This window comes from Streptococcus parasanguinis (assembly GCF_964238605.1).
Taxonomy (GTDB): Bacteria; Bacillota; Bacilli; order Lactobacillales; family Streptococcaceae; genus Streptococcus; species Streptococcus parasanguinis_AJ.
In genome coordinates this window covers 21,940-40,178 of sequence record NZ_CAXSMM010000011.1, presented here as the reverse complement: position 1 = coordinate 40,178, position 18,239 = coordinate 21,940, and the positions used below count along the sequence as shown (strand labels likewise).

16 protein-coding genes are annotated in these 18,239 nt (G+C 44.1%); 2 read left to right on the top strand and 14 right to left on the bottom strand.

Annotation, left to right across the window (positions count from 1 at the left end):
• Positions 1-17: 17 nt before the first annotated feature.
• From gatB to ACESR9_RS08330, 10 genes are all read right to left on the bottom strand, one after another.
• Positions 18-1,460 carry an Asp-tRNA(Asn)/Glu-tRNA(Gln) amidotransferase subunit GatB gene (gene gatB / locus ACESR9_RS08375; protein ID WP_014713787.1) on the bottom strand — a complete coding sequence of 481 codons (1,443 nt, stop codon included), beginning with the start codon at positions 1,458-1,460 and terminating at the stop codon, positions 18-20.
• On the bottom strand, positions 1,460-2,926 hold the full coding sequence (gatA, locus tag ACESR9_RS08370) for an Asp-tRNA(Asn)/Glu-tRNA(Gln) amidotransferase subunit GatA (RefSeq protein WP_021153759.1): 1,467 nt from the start codon (positions 2,924-2,926) through the stop codon (positions 1,460-1,462). Before gatA ends, gatB begins: the two co-directional genes overlap by 1 nt.
• Complete coding sequence (gene gatC / locus ACESR9_RS08365; protein ID WP_002884769.1) at positions 2,926-3,228, bottom strand: Asp-tRNA(Asn)/Glu-tRNA(Gln) amidotransferase subunit GatC; 303 nt, start codon at positions 3,226-3,228, stop codon at positions 2,926-2,928. The genes gatA and gatC overlap by 1 nt, the downstream gene beginning before the upstream one ends.
• Before the next feature lie 119 nt (positions 3,229-3,347).
• On the bottom strand, positions 3,348-4,841 hold the full coding sequence (locus ACESR9_RS08360) for a glycosyltransferase (RefSeq protein WP_021153760.1): 1,494 nt from the start codon (positions 4,839-4,841) through the stop codon (positions 3,348-3,350).
• A complete protein-coding gene (locus ACESR9_RS08355; protein WP_021153761.1) occupies positions 4,838-6,121 on the bottom strand; it encodes a GftB--glycosyl transferase in 1,284 nt (427 codons plus the stop codon). Before ACESR9_RS08355 ends, ACESR9_RS08360 begins: the two co-directional genes overlap by 4 nt.
• Before the next feature lie 26 nt (positions 6,122-6,147).
• The gene (locus ACESR9_RS08350) at positions 6,148-7,035 is read right to left on the bottom strand and encodes a glycosyltransferase family 2 protein (protein WP_373106277.1); all 888 of its coding nucleotides are present in this window, start codon (positions 7,033-7,035) and stop codon (positions 6,148-6,150) included.
• Positions 7,022-8,245 (bottom strand): glycosyltransferase, encoded by a 1,224-nt coding sequence (locus ACESR9_RS08345; protein ID WP_371495523.1) that lies wholly within the window; start codon positions 8,243-8,245, stop codon positions 7,022-7,024. Before ACESR9_RS08345 ends, ACESR9_RS08350 begins: the two co-directional genes overlap by 14 nt.
• Positions 8,246-8,357: 112 nt before the next feature.
• The gene (locus ACESR9_RS08340) at positions 8,358-8,936 is read right to left on the bottom strand and encodes a cysteine hydrolase family protein (RefSeq protein WP_371495525.1); all 579 of its coding nucleotides are present in this window, start codon (positions 8,934-8,936) and stop codon (positions 8,358-8,360) included.
• The gene (gene codY / locus ACESR9_RS08335; protein ID WP_021153765.1) at positions 8,936-9,724 is read right to left on the bottom strand and encodes a GTP-sensing pleiotropic transcriptional regulator CodY; all 789 of its coding nucleotides are present in this window, start codon (positions 9,722-9,724) and stop codon (positions 8,936-8,938) included. Before codY ends, ACESR9_RS08340 begins: the two co-directional genes overlap by 1 nt.
• A 187-nt stretch (positions 9,725-9,911) precedes the next feature.
• Positions 9,912-11,126, bottom strand: coding sequence for a pyridoxal phosphate-dependent aminotransferase (locus ACESR9_RS08330; RefSeq protein ID WP_021153766.1), 1,215 nt, complete (start codon positions 11,124-11,126; stop codon positions 9,912-9,914).
• 208 nt (positions 11,127-11,334) lie between these two features.
• Between ACESR9_RS08330 and ACESR9_RS08325 the strand changes: the two genes are divergently transcribed.
• Positions 11,335-11,787, top strand: a complete 453-nt coding sequence (locus ACESR9_RS08325; protein ID WP_021153767.1) for a universal stress protein — start codon at positions 11,335-11,337, stop codon at positions 11,785-11,787.
• A gap of 286 nt (positions 11,788-12,073) precedes the next feature.
• On the opposite strand, the gene ACESR9_RS08320 is transcribed toward ACESR9_RS08325, so the two are convergent.
• Positions 12,074-13,474: a Cof-type HAD-IIB family hydrolase gene (locus tag ACESR9_RS08320; protein ID WP_373106274.1), complete on the bottom strand. Its 1,401-nt coding sequence runs from the start codon at positions 13,472-13,474 to the stop codon at positions 12,074-12,076.
• A gap of 62 nt (positions 13,475-13,536) precedes the next feature.
• Here ACESR9_RS08320 and ACESR9_RS08315 point away from each other — a divergent pair, with 62 nt between their 5' ends.
• Complete coding sequence (locus tag ACESR9_RS08315; RefSeq protein ID WP_021153769.1) at positions 13,537-14,499, top strand: asparaginase; 963 nt, start codon at positions 13,537-13,539, stop codon at positions 14,497-14,499.
• A 198-nt stretch (positions 14,500-14,697) separates the two neighbouring features.
• Here the strand turns inward: ACESR9_RS08315 and recG are convergent, their stop codons facing one another.
• Genes recG through acpS form a run of 3 tightly spaced genes read right to left on the bottom strand, consistent with a single transcriptional unit; the run spans position 14,698 to position 18,238 of the window.
• Positions 14,698-16,713, bottom strand: a complete 2,016-nt coding sequence (recG, locus tag ACESR9_RS08310; protein ID WP_021153770.1) for an ATP-dependent DNA helicase RecG — start codon at positions 16,711-16,713, stop codon at positions 14,698-14,700.
• 60 nt (positions 16,714-16,773) lie between these two features.
• Entirely contained in the window at positions 16,774-17,886 is a 1,113-nt protein-coding gene (gene alr, locus ACESR9_RS08305) for an alanine racemase (protein WP_021153771.1), read from the bottom strand.
• Positions 17,873-18,238 carry a holo-ACP synthase gene (gene acpS, locus ACESR9_RS08300; RefSeq protein WP_003005615.1) on the bottom strand — a complete coding sequence of 122 codons (366 nt, stop codon included), beginning with the start codon at positions 18,236-18,238 and terminating at the stop codon, positions 17,873-17,875. Before acpS ends, alr begins: the two co-directional genes overlap by 14 nt.
• Position 18,239 lies beyond the last annotated feature (1 nt).

The following is an 18,239-nucleotide window of genomic DNA, read 5'->3' as shown; positions in this document are numbered from 1 at the left end:
GGCTGGTTTTTTCTCTATTACTCTTCTTTCAACTTCGCCAATTCTTGAGCAAGTAACTTGAGGGCTACTTGTGGGTTGGCTTGGCCTTTGGTTGCTTTCATGAGGAAACCTGTGAAGGCCTTGTCTGCATTCCGCTTCCCTGACTTGAAGTCGGCTACAGCTGCTTCATTGTCTGCGAAGACTTGGTGGATGATAGGGATCAAGACTTCTGGGTCTGAAATCTGTACCAATCCAGCTTTTTCAACGTATTCACGCGCACCACCACCGTTTTTCGCCAAGTGAACGAAGACCTTCTTGGCAATCTTAGAAGAAATGGTTCCATCTTCGATGATGGCAATCATTTCGACCAAGTTTTCTGGTGTCAATTGGATTTCTTCCAGCGTTTTGCCTTCTGCATTCAAGAATTGCGCCACTTCACCTTGGAGCCAGTTAGACACTTGTTTAGCATCTCCGCCAAGGGCTACGGCTGCTTCAAAGAAGTCAGAAGTAACTTTCGTAGCTGTCAATTGGTTGGCATCATAGTCAGACAAGCCAAGCTCTGCCACGTAGCGAGCCCGACGGTCTTTTGGAAACTCTGGCAACTCCGTACGCATTTCCTCGATCCACTCATCTGAGATTTCAAACAAGGGAAGGTCTGGTTCTGGGAAGTAACGGTAATCCGCAGCTCCTTCTTTGACACGCATAAGGATGGTACTCTTATTAGCTTCATCATAACGGCGTGTTTCTTGACGAATGACACCACCCGAACGCAAGATTTTCGCTTGACGTTGCACTTCGTATTCAAGACCTTTACGGACGTTTGAGAAAGAGTTCAAGTTTTTTAACTCCGTCTTGGTACCAAATTCCTCTTGACCGTATGGGCGAAGGGAAATGTTGGCATCGACCCGCATCGATCCTTCTTCCATCTTGACGTCTGAAATACCAGTGTACTGGATAACTTCTTTCAAAGCTGTCAAATAGGCGTAGGCTTCTTCTGGAGAACGCATATCTGCTTCAGATACGATTTCAATCAATGGAACCCCTTGACGGTTAAGGTCTACGTAAGAGAATCCATCTGTTCCATGGGTATTCTTACCGGCGTCTTCTTCCAAGTGGGCACGTTCAATCCCGATTTTCTTAGTTGAGCCGTCTTCCAATTGCACTTCAATCCAACCGTTGTAACCGATTGGCTCGTCAAATTGCGAAATTTGGTAGGCCTTTGGATTATCAGGGTAGAAATAGTTCTTACGGTCAAAGTGCATGTGCTGATGGATATCCATATTCAGCGCCAAAGCAGCCTTGATACCAGCATCCACAACACCCTTGTTCAAGACAGGAAGCACCCCTGGGAAAGACCAGTCAATCACATTGGTATTGGCATTTTGCTCGTTTCCAAAGTGGGCAGAGGTTGGTGAGAAAATTTTTGAGTTTGTATTCAATTCAACGTGGACTTCAAGTCCGATGACTGTTTCAAAGTTCATTAATTGTCACCTCCGAAAATAAGGGGTTGTTGCTTGTGGTAATCCGTCGTAGCTTCAAAGGCAGCTGCAGCTTGGTAGATGGTTTCTTCAGAATACTTAGGACCAATCAACTGCAAACCAACTGGAAGACCTTGCGCAAAACCTGCAGGAATCGAAATCCCTGGAAGGCCTGCCAAGTTGACTGGAATGGTCAAGAGGTCAGCCAAGTACATGGCTACCGGATCATGGTTGAGCGAATCCAAATCAAAGGCTACGCTAGGAGCTGTTGGACCAAGGATAAGGTCGTAATCCGCAAAGACTTTTTCGAAGTCTTGGATAATAAGGGTACGGACTTGACCAGCTTTCTTGTAGTAAGCATCGTAGTAACCAGATGACAAACTAAAGGTACCAAGCATGATACGGCGTTTGACCTCATCACCAAAGCCTTGGCTACGAGTGTTCACGTAGATATCATCCAAGTTTTTAGCATCTTCTGCACGGAAACCATAGCGAATCCCATCGAAACGTTGCAAGTTTGAAGAAGCTTCAGATGAAGCGATGATGTAGTATACGGCAACTCCGTATTTAGAATGAGGCAAGCTGACTTCTTCGACAGTTGCTCCCAATTTTTCAAAGTGTTTGGCCGCTTTAAGGATAGTTTCTTTGACTTCTGGGTCAATCCCTTCCCCAAGGTATTCCTTCGGAAGGGCAATCTTCATGCCTTTAATGTCTTGACCAATCTTAGAAGTATAGTCTGCTACGCGCACTGGCGCTGAAGTTGAATCTTTATCATCTTCACTGGCAATAACATTAAGCAAGAGCGCATTTTCCTTAACCGTTGGTGCAAACGGCCCAATTTGGTCGAGTGAGCTACCAAAAGCAATGAGACCAAAACGGGAAACTGTTCCATAAGTTGGTTTGAGACCAACAATCCCATTAAAAGCAGCCGGTTGACGGATAGAACCACCTGTATCTGAACCAAGGGACAAACGGACTTGACCTGAAGCGACAGAAGCTGCTGAACCACTAGAAGATCCACCAGGCACCTTGCTGTGGTCCCATGCATTCTTGGTTGGTCCATAGTAAGAAGTTTCACCAGATCCACCCATGGCAAATTCATCCATGTTGGTCTTTCCGATGACAATCATATCTTTGGCTTTGGCATTGGCAACCGCTGTCGCATCAAAGATTGGCTCGTAGTTATAGAGCATTTTTGAAGCCGCAGTTGTCAAGATACCATCTGTTGAGATATTGTCTTTGACAGCGAGTGGAATCCCTGACAGGAGGTTGTCTGCATCGATTCCTTTTTCATCAATGGCCTTGGCTTGTGCAAGAGCTGCTTCTTCGGCCACCGTTACAAAGGCATTAACCGCTTCTTCACGCGCCTTGATATCTTCAAGCGTAGCTTGTGTCAATTCGGTTGCCGAAATTTCCTTAGAGACAAGGAGGTCGTGCAACTCTTCAATGGTTTTATGGTTGAATGACATTAGGCATCTCCTCCATCTTCTAGGATAGCTGGTACCTTGATGTAGTAGTTATCTTTTTCAGGTACATTTTTAAACAAGCGGTCTCGGTCAGTCCCTTTTTCAGCAACATCCGGACGCAATACAGTCTTACGATCCGCCATGGTCGTTGTTGGAGCAACGCCTGTTGTGTCCACTTCTTCCAACAATTCCACCATGTCGACAATTTTAGACAAGGTTGTCGCAAACTCAGCTGTCTCTTCTGGAGAGAATTTCAATTTTGAAAGATTGGCAACGTGGGTTACCTCTTCTTGCGTTATTTTCATCTTGCTTCCTTTCGTGAAATGATGATTTTTCAATACCCTCTATTTTACCATAATTTAGCCCAATTTGCTTGCCTTAGAAAAAATCTGTAGGACTTTTTTGTCGCTACAGATTCTTCATTTTATATTTCTTTTCCGCCTAATTGCCCCATCTCCATTAGAGTCTCTTTCCAGACTTCCTGGACCTTAGAAGCGAGGTAAGAAGAGGCCAACTCATAAGAAGCCTGATGGAATGGAGCGAGGTCGCTTTCAAAGAGCTGGACCAGCTTGTCTGCCAACTCTTTCACCAACTCTTCTTCTGGCACTGTCTCGCTATAAGGTACCAAAAAGCCATTTTCACCCTCTTTTATAAAAGTTGGATTACCATAACGGGCATCAAAGCCCAGCAAGGCCAAACCTGCTCCAGCCGCCTCCATCAAAGTCAAACCAAAGGTCTCCCACTGAGAAGTGGTGAGGTAGGCTTGGTAGCAAGGATAGATCTGCTGAAGATCCGCATGACCGCGTAGGTGAATATAATCTTGTGCTGCAAGCTCCTGAATCAGGTGGCGCAAGTTGTCCGCTTCTCCACCCTTCCCATAAATATCAAACTGAAGGGCTGGGAGTTTTTCATGAGCTTGGGCCACTACTCGAATAGCCAAATCGATGCGTTTTCTTGGATCCAAACGGGAAGCTGTGAGCACACTAAAGGGAGGTCGATCTCCTTGTGATTCTGTCAATTCTTCTAGATGCCCAACCGGAATGCTATAGATTGGAATTCCTTGGCATCCTTGTTTAGCAAGTGTCTGCTCCAAGACTTCTTTTTGAAGATCCGTCGCCGTGATGAAATAATCGAAGCGTTTAGCATACTTGAACACATAATAATATTCATAATTGAGATGGCCATTTTCAAATTCATGCTCCGAATGAAACACCATGGCGAGCTTTGAAGAAGCAGGTTTCTCCAACAAAGGGCGAGCAAAATCCATGCGCGAAGCCCGGTCAAGCAGAATCAGATCTTCTTCTTTTAGCGACAGCTGCGACAAAAAACGTCTCATCACTTCTGTATGGTTGGTCAAAATCTCAGACCCCAGTTTATAGAGCCAGCTTCCACCTAACCTCGATTCTTCAAAAGCGATAGTCCCATCTTGATGGTGATAGATCCGTCTGACAACACTACCATACTGAAAATACTCTGTGACAAGTTTACAAGCTCCATAATACTCTCGCTTGATCCTATTTCCAGCCAAAAGATAGTCTACATAGCGGACACAGTTTGGATGATAGGGATCCAAATGAAAGCTCAAGGCGTTTCCATCCGCAAATTGGTAGCGAATGGCTCTTTCCGTTTTTTCAACAACATCCAGACGCGTCAGTTGAAACTCCATTTGCAAGGCCCCTACCGTCTTTTGAGGGACCGTAGTCTGTTGATCCGTAAAAGCTAAATGGGCAAAAAGCAGTTCCTCATCCCGGTGCCCCAATGAGAGGTAATAGGCCAATTTTTCTGGAGTGGGCCAAGTGGTAAAGACAAACTTCGCTGCCACTCCTAGTCTCCGGAGCATCTTTGCCCGAGAGGCTTGTGCAACATCAACCCCATTGGGTTCGAATCCCACTAATAGATTAAAGGTATAAATGGTCATGCGGTTCCTCCCTCTAATCGCTTAAACAGCTCTTCCAAAGCTTCTTTTTCAGGCAATTTCAAGATTCGTGCCTGCTCTCTTACCAATTCTTTGTAGGTCTCTGGCTGCTGGAGCAAGGTATCTAGTTGCTGTTCCATTTCTTCGACTGTATCTGTGATTGTGCTCAAGTTTTTATAGGCTTCCTGATGCACCGTGCTCTTCAAACCAAATAAGACTTGCCCATTTTCAAGAGCATGAAGGCTACTGCTCCACACTTCTTCTCCTCGGTTGCAATCCAGATAAATAGAGCAGCTGGATAACAAGTTCTCATATTTTTCTAGCGAAATCCCTGGATAGAGGTGCACGTTAGAACAAGTCTCCAAGTCTGTTAATTTCGGTCCCATGGCTGTCAAAGCAGCAATGTGAAAGGTGACTTGTGGGAATTGATGGACTAGGCGAGATAAGCCTTCGACCTCTTGAGAAGCCGTCATGACCAGGGCTTCTGGTTGAAAACTTTCCTGCTCCACATCTACCAGCCCTGACAAGGCTGTGATCCCGTCTTTTTTCTCCCTCAACAGACCATCTTCTACCAACAAAATCTGACTGACTTGTTCTTTGATCTCGTCTAGATCACGAGCGTCATTGGCACAGTAGGCGAGTCTTTCCTTTGGTATCTCTTTCACAACATCTAGCAATGCCTTGTCCATCAAAAGAACGGCTTCATCTTCTGGCAAGACTTGTTCTAGGACAGCTCTTTGTAGCTCTTCCTTACTGGCATACAGGCGATCCCGTCCCTTAGGAGTTTGAAGCAAAAAGGTTCCTTGTGAGACAAAGTGAAGTAAGACTTCTTCTTGCTGACGGTTCAAATAGATGTCTAAATATGGTTGGCCAGCTTCCGTAAGGAGACTCTGTTTGCTTCTCCAACCATAGCGATTGTAGACATCAATGGATACGATCTCTTCTCTCTGACCAAACCATTCCACTCTTTCAACCGTTCGGGACAAGATATCCTCTCGCAAAACTACGTTGGCACGACGTTCCTCCCCATCAAAAAGATAGGTCGTGATCCCTAGTGTCCAACATTCCCATAATTCTGGAACTGCTAGATTATTGAAAAATAAAGGTTTTCCAATTTTTGATACTGGGTCTTTTTGGGTAAAAAAGGTCGCAAGACTCTCTGTCTGTTGGTCCAAATCTGTTTCCAGATTAGTCACAAATACCCGGTAGGGCTGGCCAAGTTTGTCCAAGTATTTTTGCAAACGATCCAGCTCTCTGGTCTGCTCTGATGCAATAATGAACATGCTGATCCTTTCTCATCAATAAGGGGTTAGTCTATCGTTTCAATAAAACGGAGGTTGGTCACCACGCGCTCATAGGTTTCTGACCCTTGCAAGCCTGCTTCCTCTAATTTTTCAAGGGCCCGTTTCAAGCGCGTTTTATAGATATAACGATGCCAGGTCAAATCATAGCCCAACATCCCCAGTAGAGCCAACTTCTCCTGCTTAGCTTCCATCTCATCGACGACTCGCTTTTCGGTCCAAACCTGGGACAGAGTATCTGCACGGCCCACGCGATACCAATAAATACATTTCTCCGTATGAACCACTCGATGGGCTTTTAAGAAGAGCTTGTACATCAGGAAGTTGTCTTCAACATTTTTTCCGACTGGAAAACGAAGCCCTTCAAATAAGCTACGCTTATAGAGCTTCATCATGGCACAAGCCCAGGCCATATCTCTGGTCTCCTGGATGGCATCGTGGTCCATGATCTCGCGTCCCTCATAAAGAGTCTCTGAATAATCGTCGTCTGTTACCTTGATCAAGTATTTGCTACTACTGTCATCATAGAGGTTATAGTTGGCTACGGAAACATCCGCATCATACTTCTTCAGTTGACGATAGAGCACTTCTACATAATCCTCCGTCACCCAGTCATCTGGATCAATAAAGGTGAGGTAATCACCAGTCGCTAGCTCAATCCCTGTATTCCGAGCAGCAGATAAGCCCCCATTTTCTTGGCGAACGTAGCGAATGCGCGCATCCTTCCTAAAAAAATCTTTACAGATCTCTTCTGACTGGTCTGGCGAACCATCATTGACCAGGATAATTTCCAAATGAGGGTAGGTCTGATGGATAACCGTTTCCAAACATTGTCTCAAATAAGCTTCTACATTATAGATGGGAATGATGATACTCACTACTTCATTTGTTTCCATGCTTCTTCTCATTTCTCTTTAAATAATCGCGAATCGCTGCCACCATCTCCTGCACCTGATCATCCCTAAACACCTGATTCTCACCATTCTCCACATGATTGGTTCCTTCAAAAGAAAAAATAGGGAGACCTTGTTGACTGATCGTTTGCGTGATCTGATCGACCTCATCATAGGGATTGATATCCAGATAAAAATCCAATTTTTCTAGGACTTTTCGACTGGTCAAAGGATCAAAAGAGGGATAAAGAAAGAGGTTAGGGTAGCGTTCCAATCGCAGCAAGTTAAAACCAAAATGACTATGGGCAAGAACATGAATCGCGACATCTGGCAACTCTTTTAACAACGTCTCCAACTCGTGGATATCTGCTGTATGGGTATAAATGGCAGCATGATAAGGAAATTCTCCCACTAGATCTTGATAGGTTTGCTTCAAAATCGGTTTTCGAAGCAAAATTTCCTCCCAAGAGAGGGCATAATAAAACCACCATAATTCACGAAAACGATTGAAGCGTTTGGAGGTCCATGGTTTATTATGAGAGGTGTAGTGAACGACTGCTGGGATCCCTTGGAAGGCATCATACCAGTCCAAATCACCATAGAGATATTGATCCTTATCAGACCCTACTTGTAGATTATAGGTCCAAGGTAATGGATACCAAGCATCTTTGAAATACAAATTCAAAATTCCTTGATCTCCGTAGACATGCTGATGGTGCTCGCGAGTGAGGTCAAAAAGAGCCTCTGTCACTTGGTGCTCTTGCCACCAAGCCTTATCAATCACCAAAAGTCCAGCATTAAAACCATCTGTCGTCGTCGGCTTATCTACCACTGCACCCAGTCCATAACCTTTTAGATCGACCTCAAATAAAGGCGATAAATCCTGTGTAAAGATCATATCACAATCCAGATAGAGGATTCGCTCTTCTTCCACAATCTCTGGAATAGCGTAACGGAAATAGGTCGCATAGTGAATATGGTCACTTGGAAGCGAGAAGGATTGGAATTGCTCGGGAGACATCCGACAATTGATCACTTCTGAATCCAACTGGCGCAAGCGCTGATTCATGATAGTAAACCACTCAGTTGGTAGATCTTCATTTAAGACATAAATTTTCAACTGGTCCTGATGGGCACACAGTGACTTCATAGCGGTTTCCAACTTCTCCATATAAGATAGATTGGCTGAAAACACGACAGCTTTTTTACTCATAACTTCCCCTTTTTTCTTTCATTAGAATACCATTTTCAAGTGAGGAAAACAATTTCTAAGCCCCAAAAAAGAGGCCTAGACAAGTGTCTATGACCTCTTTTACATCGGTTTCTTATTTTTGGTCTAATACAGCTAGTGTATCGTCTACCAAACTTGCCCCTAAGACATGTTTGAAGTGATTCAAAGCAAACTGGTGATTTTCAGGAGTGAGCGACGCCACTGCAGGTTCCACAACTTCGATCTGATAACCCAGATTGTAGGCATCAACCGCTGTATGAAGGACACAGATATCAGTCAAGACACCCGTCAAAATAACGGTATCCACATGACGTTCACGAAGGCGGATATCTAGATCCGTCCCTGAAAAAGCAGAATAATGACGTTTGTCCATCCAAAAGACGCGCGGATCCGCTTTGTGGTCCCGATAAAAGTCTGCCAAAGGGCCGTACAAATCACGTCCACTAGTCCCAATGATATTATGGGGTGGGAAGAGCTTGCTTTCAGGATGAAAAGGATCGTCTACATCATGCGCATCAATGGCAAAAAAGACATAGGCTCCTTGGTCAAAGGCCAATTGGGTCACCTGAGCAATGCTCTCAGAAATAGCTTGGGCGGGAGCCCCTGCCGTTAGCTTACCTTCATCCGCTACAAAATCAACAGTGTAGTCAATCGAAATTAATGCTTTAGCCATTAGTAGTCTCTTTTCTTAATTTCTTCAAAAATATCTGGTATCAACACTTTGAGATAAGTTCCCTTCATTCCAAGAGAACGGCTTTCAATAATACCAGCTGACTCCAATTTCCGGAGTGCATTGACAATCACAGAGCGAGTGATGCCAATCCGATCTGCAATGATAGAAGCAGTCAACTGCCCCTCATTTCCTTTCAATTCACTAAGGATGGCAGAAACAGCCCGCAATTCAGAGTAAGACAAGGTATTGACAGCCATATTCACCGCTGTCCGACGACGAATATTTTTTTCGTCTTCTTCGCGTTGGAAATTCAACATTTGAATCCCCACCACGGTGCTGGCAATCTCAACCAAGATCAAATCATCATCCGCAAACTGTTTATCATTGCGCCAAATGATCAAGGAACCCAACCGAATACCAGAAACATGGATCGGCGCAATGGTGGTCAAGCCATCAGGAAATTCAGACTTGGTTTCGACCGGAAAGATACTCAAATCATGGTCCACATCTAAATTAGCTTCTGTATCATAAACTAAGCTTGCCGCCTTGGCATAATCTTCTGGTAATTTTTTATTTTGAAAGAAAGCTTCTACCCGGTCATTGTTGGTCTTGTAACGCATGAAATAACCAAGAAGGGTTCCCTTGCTATTAATGATACAGGCATTACAGTGGATAATATCCGCTAATTGCTGGGCAATATCATTATAAGGCATCTCGACCTGCAACTGTTCATCAGTCCGTTTCAAGATGGATGTAATTTTACGTGTCTTTTCTAATAAGTTTGCCATAATAAACCTCGCATATAGTCAGCTCAAGTATATCATATAAGTGTGGGAATTTCAATCAAATTATCTGAAAATTATTTATTTTTTCTACAATTGTGCGCAATTCAGAAAAATGTCGATTCGATGACATAGATTTTATAGAATGAATCAAAAAAAGATTGAAGACTTTCCTCTTCAATCCTTTATCTAATTAACGTTTGTATTGTTTCAAGAAACGAGTCATTTTTTCTTGAATTTGAGCTAACTCATCGACACGTGGAAGGTAAACGATCCGGAAGTGATCTGGATCTTTCCAGTTAAAGCCGCGGCCATGAACCAAGAGAATTTTTTCTTGCTTCAAGAATTCTAAAACAAATTGTTCATCATCATCCACGCGGTACATGTCCCGATCAATCTTAGGGAAGATATAGAGACCAGCTTTTGGCTTAACAGCTGAGAGGCCTGGAATATCATTGATAGCTTTGTAGATGAAGTTCCGTTGTTCGTAGATTCGACCACCTGGAAGCAAGAGTTCATCCACGGATTGGTAACCTCCAAGAGAGGTTTGCACAACATGTTGAGACAAGACATTTGAACAAAGACGCATATTGGACAACATGTTCAAGCCTTCGATATAGCCCTTCACATGATGTTTCGGTCCGGATAGAACCATCCAACCAACACGGAAACCGGCAATCCGGTGAGATTTTGACAAGCCATTCATACTCACACAGAAGAGATCAGGCGCTAAACTTGCAATAGCCGTGTGTTTTTCCCCATCCATGACCAAGCGATCGTAAATTTCATCCGCAAAGATGATCAAGTTATTTTGACGAGCGATCTCTACAATCTCAAGTAGGATCTCATCTGGATAGAGGGCACCTGTTGGGTTATTCGGGTTGATGACAACGATAGCCTTAGTGTTTGAGGTGATTTTCGACTTGATATCCTCGATATCTGGGTACCAGTTTGCTTCTTCATCACAAAGATAGTGAACGGCATTCCCACCAGCTAGGCTGACGGCTGCTGTCCAAAGAGGATAGTCCGGCATGGGAACCAAGACTTCATCCCCATTGTCGAGCAGTCCTTGCATGGACATGACGATCAGCTCACTCACTCCATTCCCAAGGTAAATATCATCAATATCCACATTTGGAATTTTTTTCAACTGGCAGTACTGCATGATGGCCTTGCGAGCTGAAAAAATCCCTTTTGAGTCTGAATAACCTTCACTATCACGCGCATTCATGATCAAATCATGGATGACTTCATCTGGAGCTGTAAAGCCAAATTCAGCAGGATTCCCTGTATTCAAACGTAGAATTTTTTCTCCATTTGCTCGCATGCGCATGGCTTCTTCCAAGACTGGACCACGAATATCGTAAGCGACATGTTCGAGTTTGCTTGATTTATTATATTCCTTCATATTCTGCCTCGATTCACGAAATTATCTCTATTATACCACTAGTTCAAATAGAGTACAAACCGAGGACTTTAAAAATCCTGCAAAAATATAGAAGAAAAGCGAGACTTTACCTTTACATTCTAGCCTAAAAGGGATAAAATATAAGTGTATAAAGAATAGGATTCCCTTCTATTCTATCCATGTTTTCAAGCTATAAGGAGGTAGGATTATGTCTCAAAAATACGAAAACATTATGGTCGCTGTCGACGGTTCTCATGAAGCAGAATTAGCCTTTGAAAAAGGGGTTAACGTTTCTCTTCGCAACGGCTCTAAATTGACTATTGCCCACGTCATCGATACCCGTGCCCTTCAAAGCGTCTCAACTTTTGATGCTGAGGTCTACGAAGAATTGCAAGACGAAGCCAATGAATTGCTCAAAGGCTACAAGGAACGTGCTGAAAAAGTCGGCGTTCAAAATGTTGTGACTGTTGTAGAAATGGGAAATCCAAAAGTCCTCTTGGCTAATGATATCCCAAGTAAAGAAGGGGTTGATCTTATTATGGTCGGAGCTACCGGACTCAATGCCTTCGAACGGCTAATGGTCGGATCCTCCTCAGAATATATCCTTCGCCACGCTAAAGTAGACTTACTAGTAGTACGTGATAAGTATAAAACCATGTAAGAAAGAAAAAGTTATATTGAAAACTTTCCTTAGGTGAGTACGGACGTCAGCGACCTTCTTCGAAGTTCCATGACTAAGTTTTGAGCCTAAGGTCTCAAAACTCCCGAGTGCTAGAAACAATAGTGTTTCTAGCACTTTTCTCACGGCGGAAAGTTTTTCAATATTTTTTATAAATTTTAAAAATAAGAACATATTTCGACTTCTTTGTAGAACCCTTTACTTATCTTAGTAAAAAATAGTTTGTCTACATTCTAAAAAAAGTTTGGAACAAAGGTTCCAAACTTTTTTAGTTGTCTTTTTTTGCTTCTTTTTGTTTTGCATGTTTTTCGTAGGCCTTTAGCTGGCGATCAAGTTCTTTTTTGATGGCTGGTTCTGGGGCGTATTTTTCTTCCCAATCATCTGGCTTCAGAATTTTGTGGGTTACTGGATCAAAGTGCGCCTTTCCATCTGGGAAAATCTTGCCCATATTGGCCCGGTGAACAATCTCAAAGACCTCTTCAGGATCGACCCCCATTAATACAAAGCTACCATAAGTCAAATAGAGGGTATCGATCAAGGCATCGACCTGCCCTACCATGGAGATCTCAGCTGGATGCTTGCAACGAACCTTATCTGCAGCCTTATCCAAGGCTTCGTGAAGAGCTGCTACCGAGCAGTCAAATTCTTCCTCACTTATGCTAGCTGCTCGGACAAATTCTACCAATTCCTCTTGCTTGAACATGGTTCGATAAAGGGCGTCTTGAGGCTGCCAAACAACTGGTTTCTCCTGAGTTTCCCCATCCATCACACCATGGAAGGTTTTGACCTTATTGAAGTGATCATCCTTAGAAAGAAAGAGTTCTTTCTCTGAGAGGATACCAAAGTGTTGCAGGGCCTTTTGGATGCCATCCTTGCCATTACTAGTCGTTGTATGCTTGGCAATCGCCTTGACACTGGTCGTTCCATTTCCCATCGCAATGGACAAGCCAACACCTGAAAGCATCTCTAAGTCATTATCCGAATCTCCAAAAGCCATCACTTCATCGATGTCAAAGCCAAATTCCTGACCAACGATGCGGATCCCTTCTAGTTTAGAAATTCCTGGGTTGAGGACATCTGCTGCAAAAGGACTAGACCGTGTGAATTTCAGATCTGGAAACTCTTTTTCAATTTTTGCAGTCTCTTCTGGACTCGATAAGATGAGTACTTGATAGATGGGTTCTTGCGCTAGTGCATAGAGGGTGTCCTGATCTTGTGGGACGACCTTGCTGACCACTTTGTTAAAGCCTCGACTGACGGTACGGGCCATTTTGCGGGGCACAAAGCGACTGGACCAGGTTGAAATAGGACTCATCCCAAAACTCATGATCCGAGAACCAAATACCCCATCCTTGGTACCGAGAGCAATTTCCTTGCGGTGTTCTCGAGCATAGTCAATTAGTTGGTGCAGACTCTTTTTATCGATTGGACTGGTAAATAGCACGCGGTCCTTGGTCAAAATATACTGACCATTATAGGTCACTGCAAAATCAAAACCATAGCGTTCCATAAACGGTTTGACAAAGGCCGGTCCCCGACCTGTCGCAAGGCCTACATAGATCCCTTCTTCCTTTAAAGACTGAATAGCTTTTTCTGTTGATTTTAGGACTGCTCGACTATCATTAACCAAGGTTCCATCGATATCAAAAAAGACTGCTTTTATTTCCATGTCTACTGTTTCTTTCTTTTTATGATAAAATAAATTATATCACATATTCCAAGGAGCTTCACATGTTTAAGAAAATTTTAGCACTACATACCGGAGGGACCATTTCGATGGCGGCAGATGACTCTGGGGCAGTGATTACTAATGAAGTCAATCCCATGACCCAAGTTACTTCGCCAATTGAAGGGATTGCAGTCACCTCGGAGGACTTCTTCAACCTTCCCAGCCCTCAAATGACCCCCCGTCACATGTTAGCCCTATATCAAAAAATCAAAGAGGAAGCTCATAACTATGATGGCATCGTTATTACCCACGGGACAGATACGCTGGAAGAAACAGCTTATTTCTTGGATACCATGAAGTTACCAGAGATCGCTGTGGTCATTACAGGAGCTATGCGAAGCTCCAACGAGCTCGGAAGCGACGGTGTCTACAATTTTCTGACAGCCCTTCGAGTAGCTGCCGATCCGAAAGCACGCGATAAAGGTGTCTTAGTCGTCATGAACGATGAAATTCATGCGGCTAAATACGTCACCAAAACCCACACCACCAATGTCAGCACCTTTCAGACACCAACCCACGGCCCACTAGGTTTGGTCATGAAAAAGGAAATCCTCTTCTTTAAAACAGCCGAGCCAAGGGTGCGCTTTGATCTCGATACCATCGATGGGTTCGTTCCGATCATTGCTACCTATGCAGGGATGAAAACCGATCTGCTGGATATGCTGGATCTTTCAAAGCTCGACGGCCTCATTATCCAAGCCTTTGGAGCAGGAAACATCCCTAAAGAAACGGCACATAAACTCCAAGAATTCATGGATGCAGGCCTTCCAATCGCTTTAGTATCCCGTTGCTTCAATGGAATCGCTGAACCCGTCTACGCATATGAAGGAGGAGGCGTCCAACTCCATCAAGCAGGTGTCTTTTTCATCAAAGAATTAAATGCCCCCAAAGCGCGCATCAAACTCCTCATCGCCCTCAATGCCGGCCTAAAAGGACAAGAACTCAAAGACTATATCGAAGGGTAAAATAAGATACAAAGGGCGTAGCGGATACAGTCAAAATAGGGAATACGACGAAGAATCCAAAAGATTCTAGGAGGATTCATCTTTTTGACACAATCCGCAGCCCGTGTTCAATTAATAAGATACAAAGCCCGTAAAATACAATCTTAAAGGGAGTAGAGTGGAATCCAAAGAATTTCCACTCTACTCCCTTTTTATATTTTAGTCTAAATGTTCTTTCTTTTCTAAGTAAAGCGAGAGCAAATGCCAATCGGGGTGTTCACGCCAATTTGGCGTGGCTACAATCTGGCTGGCGACTTTCCGCGCTTCTTCCAGAATGGGATAATCTTCTACCAAATCAGCCACTTGAAATTCTGGAATCCCAGATTGACGGGTTCCAAAGATTTCACCTGAACCCCGCATTTTCAAATCTTCTTCCGCTAGAACAAACCCATTGGTCGTCTCTGTCATGATTTTCATGCGCTGCTTGCCACTATCTGTCTTAGGATTGGCTACTAGAATAGCATAGGATTGCTTGTTTCCCCGCCCAACCCGGCCTCGAAGCTGGTGAAGCTGGCTAAGACCAAACCGATCTGCATCCATAATGACCATAACGGTTGCATTGGGTACGTTGACTCCTACTTCAATAACGGTCGTAGACACCAAAACATCGACTTGGTGCTCTTTAAAGGCCTGCATGATGGCATCTTTTTCTTCACTTTTCATCTTCCCGTGAAGAAGAGAAACGCGTGCTCGCTGTCCAAAGAAGGTCTCTAGCTCTTCTTGGAGGGCAAGGGCGTTTTTCAAATCTAGCGCCTCTGACTCCTCAATCAAGGGAGAAATAAAGTAGGCTTGAGAACCTTTGCCAAGTTCTTTGACTAACCAGTCGAGGACCACTTCTAACTGCTCATGCTTGACCCAACGTGTGATGATTTCCTTGCGTCCCGCAGGCATCTGATCAATGATGGACACATCCATATCTCCAAAAGCCGTGATGGCCAAGGTCCGGGGAATAGGAGTAGCCGTCATCATCAGGACGTCTGGATTTTGTCCTTTTTCTCGAAGGATACGGCGCTGGGAAACCCCAAAGCGGTGCTGTTCATCAATAATGACCAAGCCTAGATCTTGGTATTGAACTCCCTCTTGAATCAAGGCATGTGTCCCCACAATCAATTGGGCTTTTCCTGAGGCGATCTCTTCTAAGACTTCTCGTTTCTCAGCCGCCTTTAATCCTCCTGTTAGAAGAGCAATTGGCAAATCTGGAAAAAGATTTTGCAAGCTTTCCTTGTGTTGCTCTGCCAAAATCTCCGTTGGAACCATCAAGGCAGCTTGCTTCCTAGCGCTTAAGGCTGCATACATAGCAAGACCGGCCACGACTGTCTTCCCGCTTCCCACATCCCCTTGAAGCAAGCGGTTCATGTGATAAGGAGAGGCCATATCTGTCAAGATTTCATTCAAGCTGTTTTCTTGAGCTTGCGTTAGCTCAAAAGGAAGCTGTTTTTTTCTGTCTGCTAATTTTTCTGGATCCCAGGCCAAGGAAATCCCTAGGCTGGCATCGTGGTTTTCTTCTTTTAGCACTTGGAGTTGCAACTGGAAAAAGAGGAGCTCTTCAAATTTTACCCGGCGAAGAGCTTGCTTGTACTCTGCCAGATCCTTAGGAAAATGCATAGCTTGCACTGCTTGGGAACGAGACATGAGTTGATAACGCTCTCGTAAGATTTGGGGTACATTCTCTTCTAAAAGCTGGTCCAAGCCCTGGTCGAATGCTATTTTGATCAATTTCACCAGACTGTTTTGGCTGACTCCTTGCGTCACTCGATAGACCGGCTGCAAATTATCTTCCACTTGAGCCAGGAGTTTCATCCCTGTCAAACTGCCTTTGGCCTTGTCCCATTTTCCAAAAATCGCCACTGTCTGCTGAACCTCAATTTTGTCTGCTAGATAGGGTTGGTTGAAAAAATTAACCGCAATGACCTGGTCTCCCTGTTTGATCGAAAAACGCAAGCGATTTCGTTTGTAGCCATAATATTGGACATTGGCTGGTGTTGCTACCACTCCAGAGATGACGGCTTTTTCCCCATCTTCCAACTCTAAAACATTGCGCGTTTTGAAGTCTTCATAACGAAAGGGGAAATACAAGAGTAAATCTTCTAAGGTTTCAATCCCTAACTTTTTAAATTTTTCCGCCGATTTTGGACCGACTCCAGGCAGTACAGATAAGGGTTGGTGTAGATTCATTTCTCCTCCTTTCTTTTATAAAAAAGCAGGTCCATCCGGGAAAATCCCACCTGCTTCTTCTTATTCTTCACCTGTATAGTCACGAGGAATCCGATCACTCAAGAGACAGACCACTTCATAATTAATGGTACCACGGTAATCTGCAACCTCTGTTGCCGTGATTTCTTTCTCGCCCTCACGTCCAATCAGGGTAACCTTGGTCCCCAGAGGCAATTCTTCAGGAAGGCGAACCGTTATCTGGTCCATCGAAACGCGACCAACAATGGGACAAAACTCACCCTTGATCAGCACATGGAAATTTTGCATCTCTCGGATCCAACCATCCGCATAGCCGATAGGAATCGTCCCAATCCATTGGGATTCTTCTGTCGTATAAGTTGCTCCGTAGCCAATATCTTGACCAGCTTCTAACTGTTTCACATGAACTAACTCACTCACCAAACTCAAGGCTGGCTTGATTTCATAAGGCAAGGCTAACACAGAACCACTGGGATTCAAGCCATACATGACATCTCCCAAGCGCACAGCCGTGAAAATCGTATCCGCATGCCACAAAGAGGTGGCAGAATTACTAGCATGGACAATGGGAGGAAGGGTTTCAAGAGCAGCCAATACTTCTTTGAAAAACTGGTATTGCGCTTGGAATTTTCGATCATCTGCTTCATCTGCTGTCGCAAAATGAGTAAAGATTCCTTCAATTTCAGCTCCAGCTGCTAAGAGAAGTCGTTCAGCCACTTTGATGTCTTCGATCCTTCGGAATCCGATCCGCCCCATTCCTGAATCCACCTTGATATGGACCTTCAATCCTGAAAGATCTGCTTCTTGTCCAAGCAATTGGTCCAACCAAGCAAGACTAGCCACCGTTAAACGGATGCCATGCTCTTTGGCCAGATTCACTGTTTCACTTGGCACAACTCCCAAAATCAAAATAGGGTGTTGCAAGCCTTCTTCACGGATTTCGAGGGCTTCATCCATATTGGATACACAAAAGCCATCAACCTGAGGTGCCAATTTTTTGGTTACTGCAGCGACCCCATGACCATAGGCGTTGGCCTTGACGACTGCATATTTCAAGGCTTGACTCGGAATATGCTCACTGACTTGTTGCACATTAAAGGCAATGGCATCCAAATCGACTCTTGCAACAGTTGGTCTATGTTTACTTGCTTTCATTTTCTTCCTCCAAAATGACACTGGTCGACACTAGGTCTCCCTTATGACTGATCGAAATCCATACCTTCCCAGAAAAAGGAGACTTGGAAAAATAGGGTGCTCCGTGGGCATCATTTAAAATTTCTAAATCTTGAAAACCAACCGGTCCAATCCCTGTTCCCATTGCCTTTGAAAAGGCTTCTTTGGCGGACCATCGGCCCGTTAAATATTCCATTTTCCGTTTTCCAGACAATTCCTCAAAGCGCTCTCGCTCAGCCTCGGTTAAGACTTTTTCAGCGAATCGAGTATTCTTCTGATAGGCTTTTTCAATCGCAGCGATCGATTCGATATCGATGCCATGTCCTTTGATCATC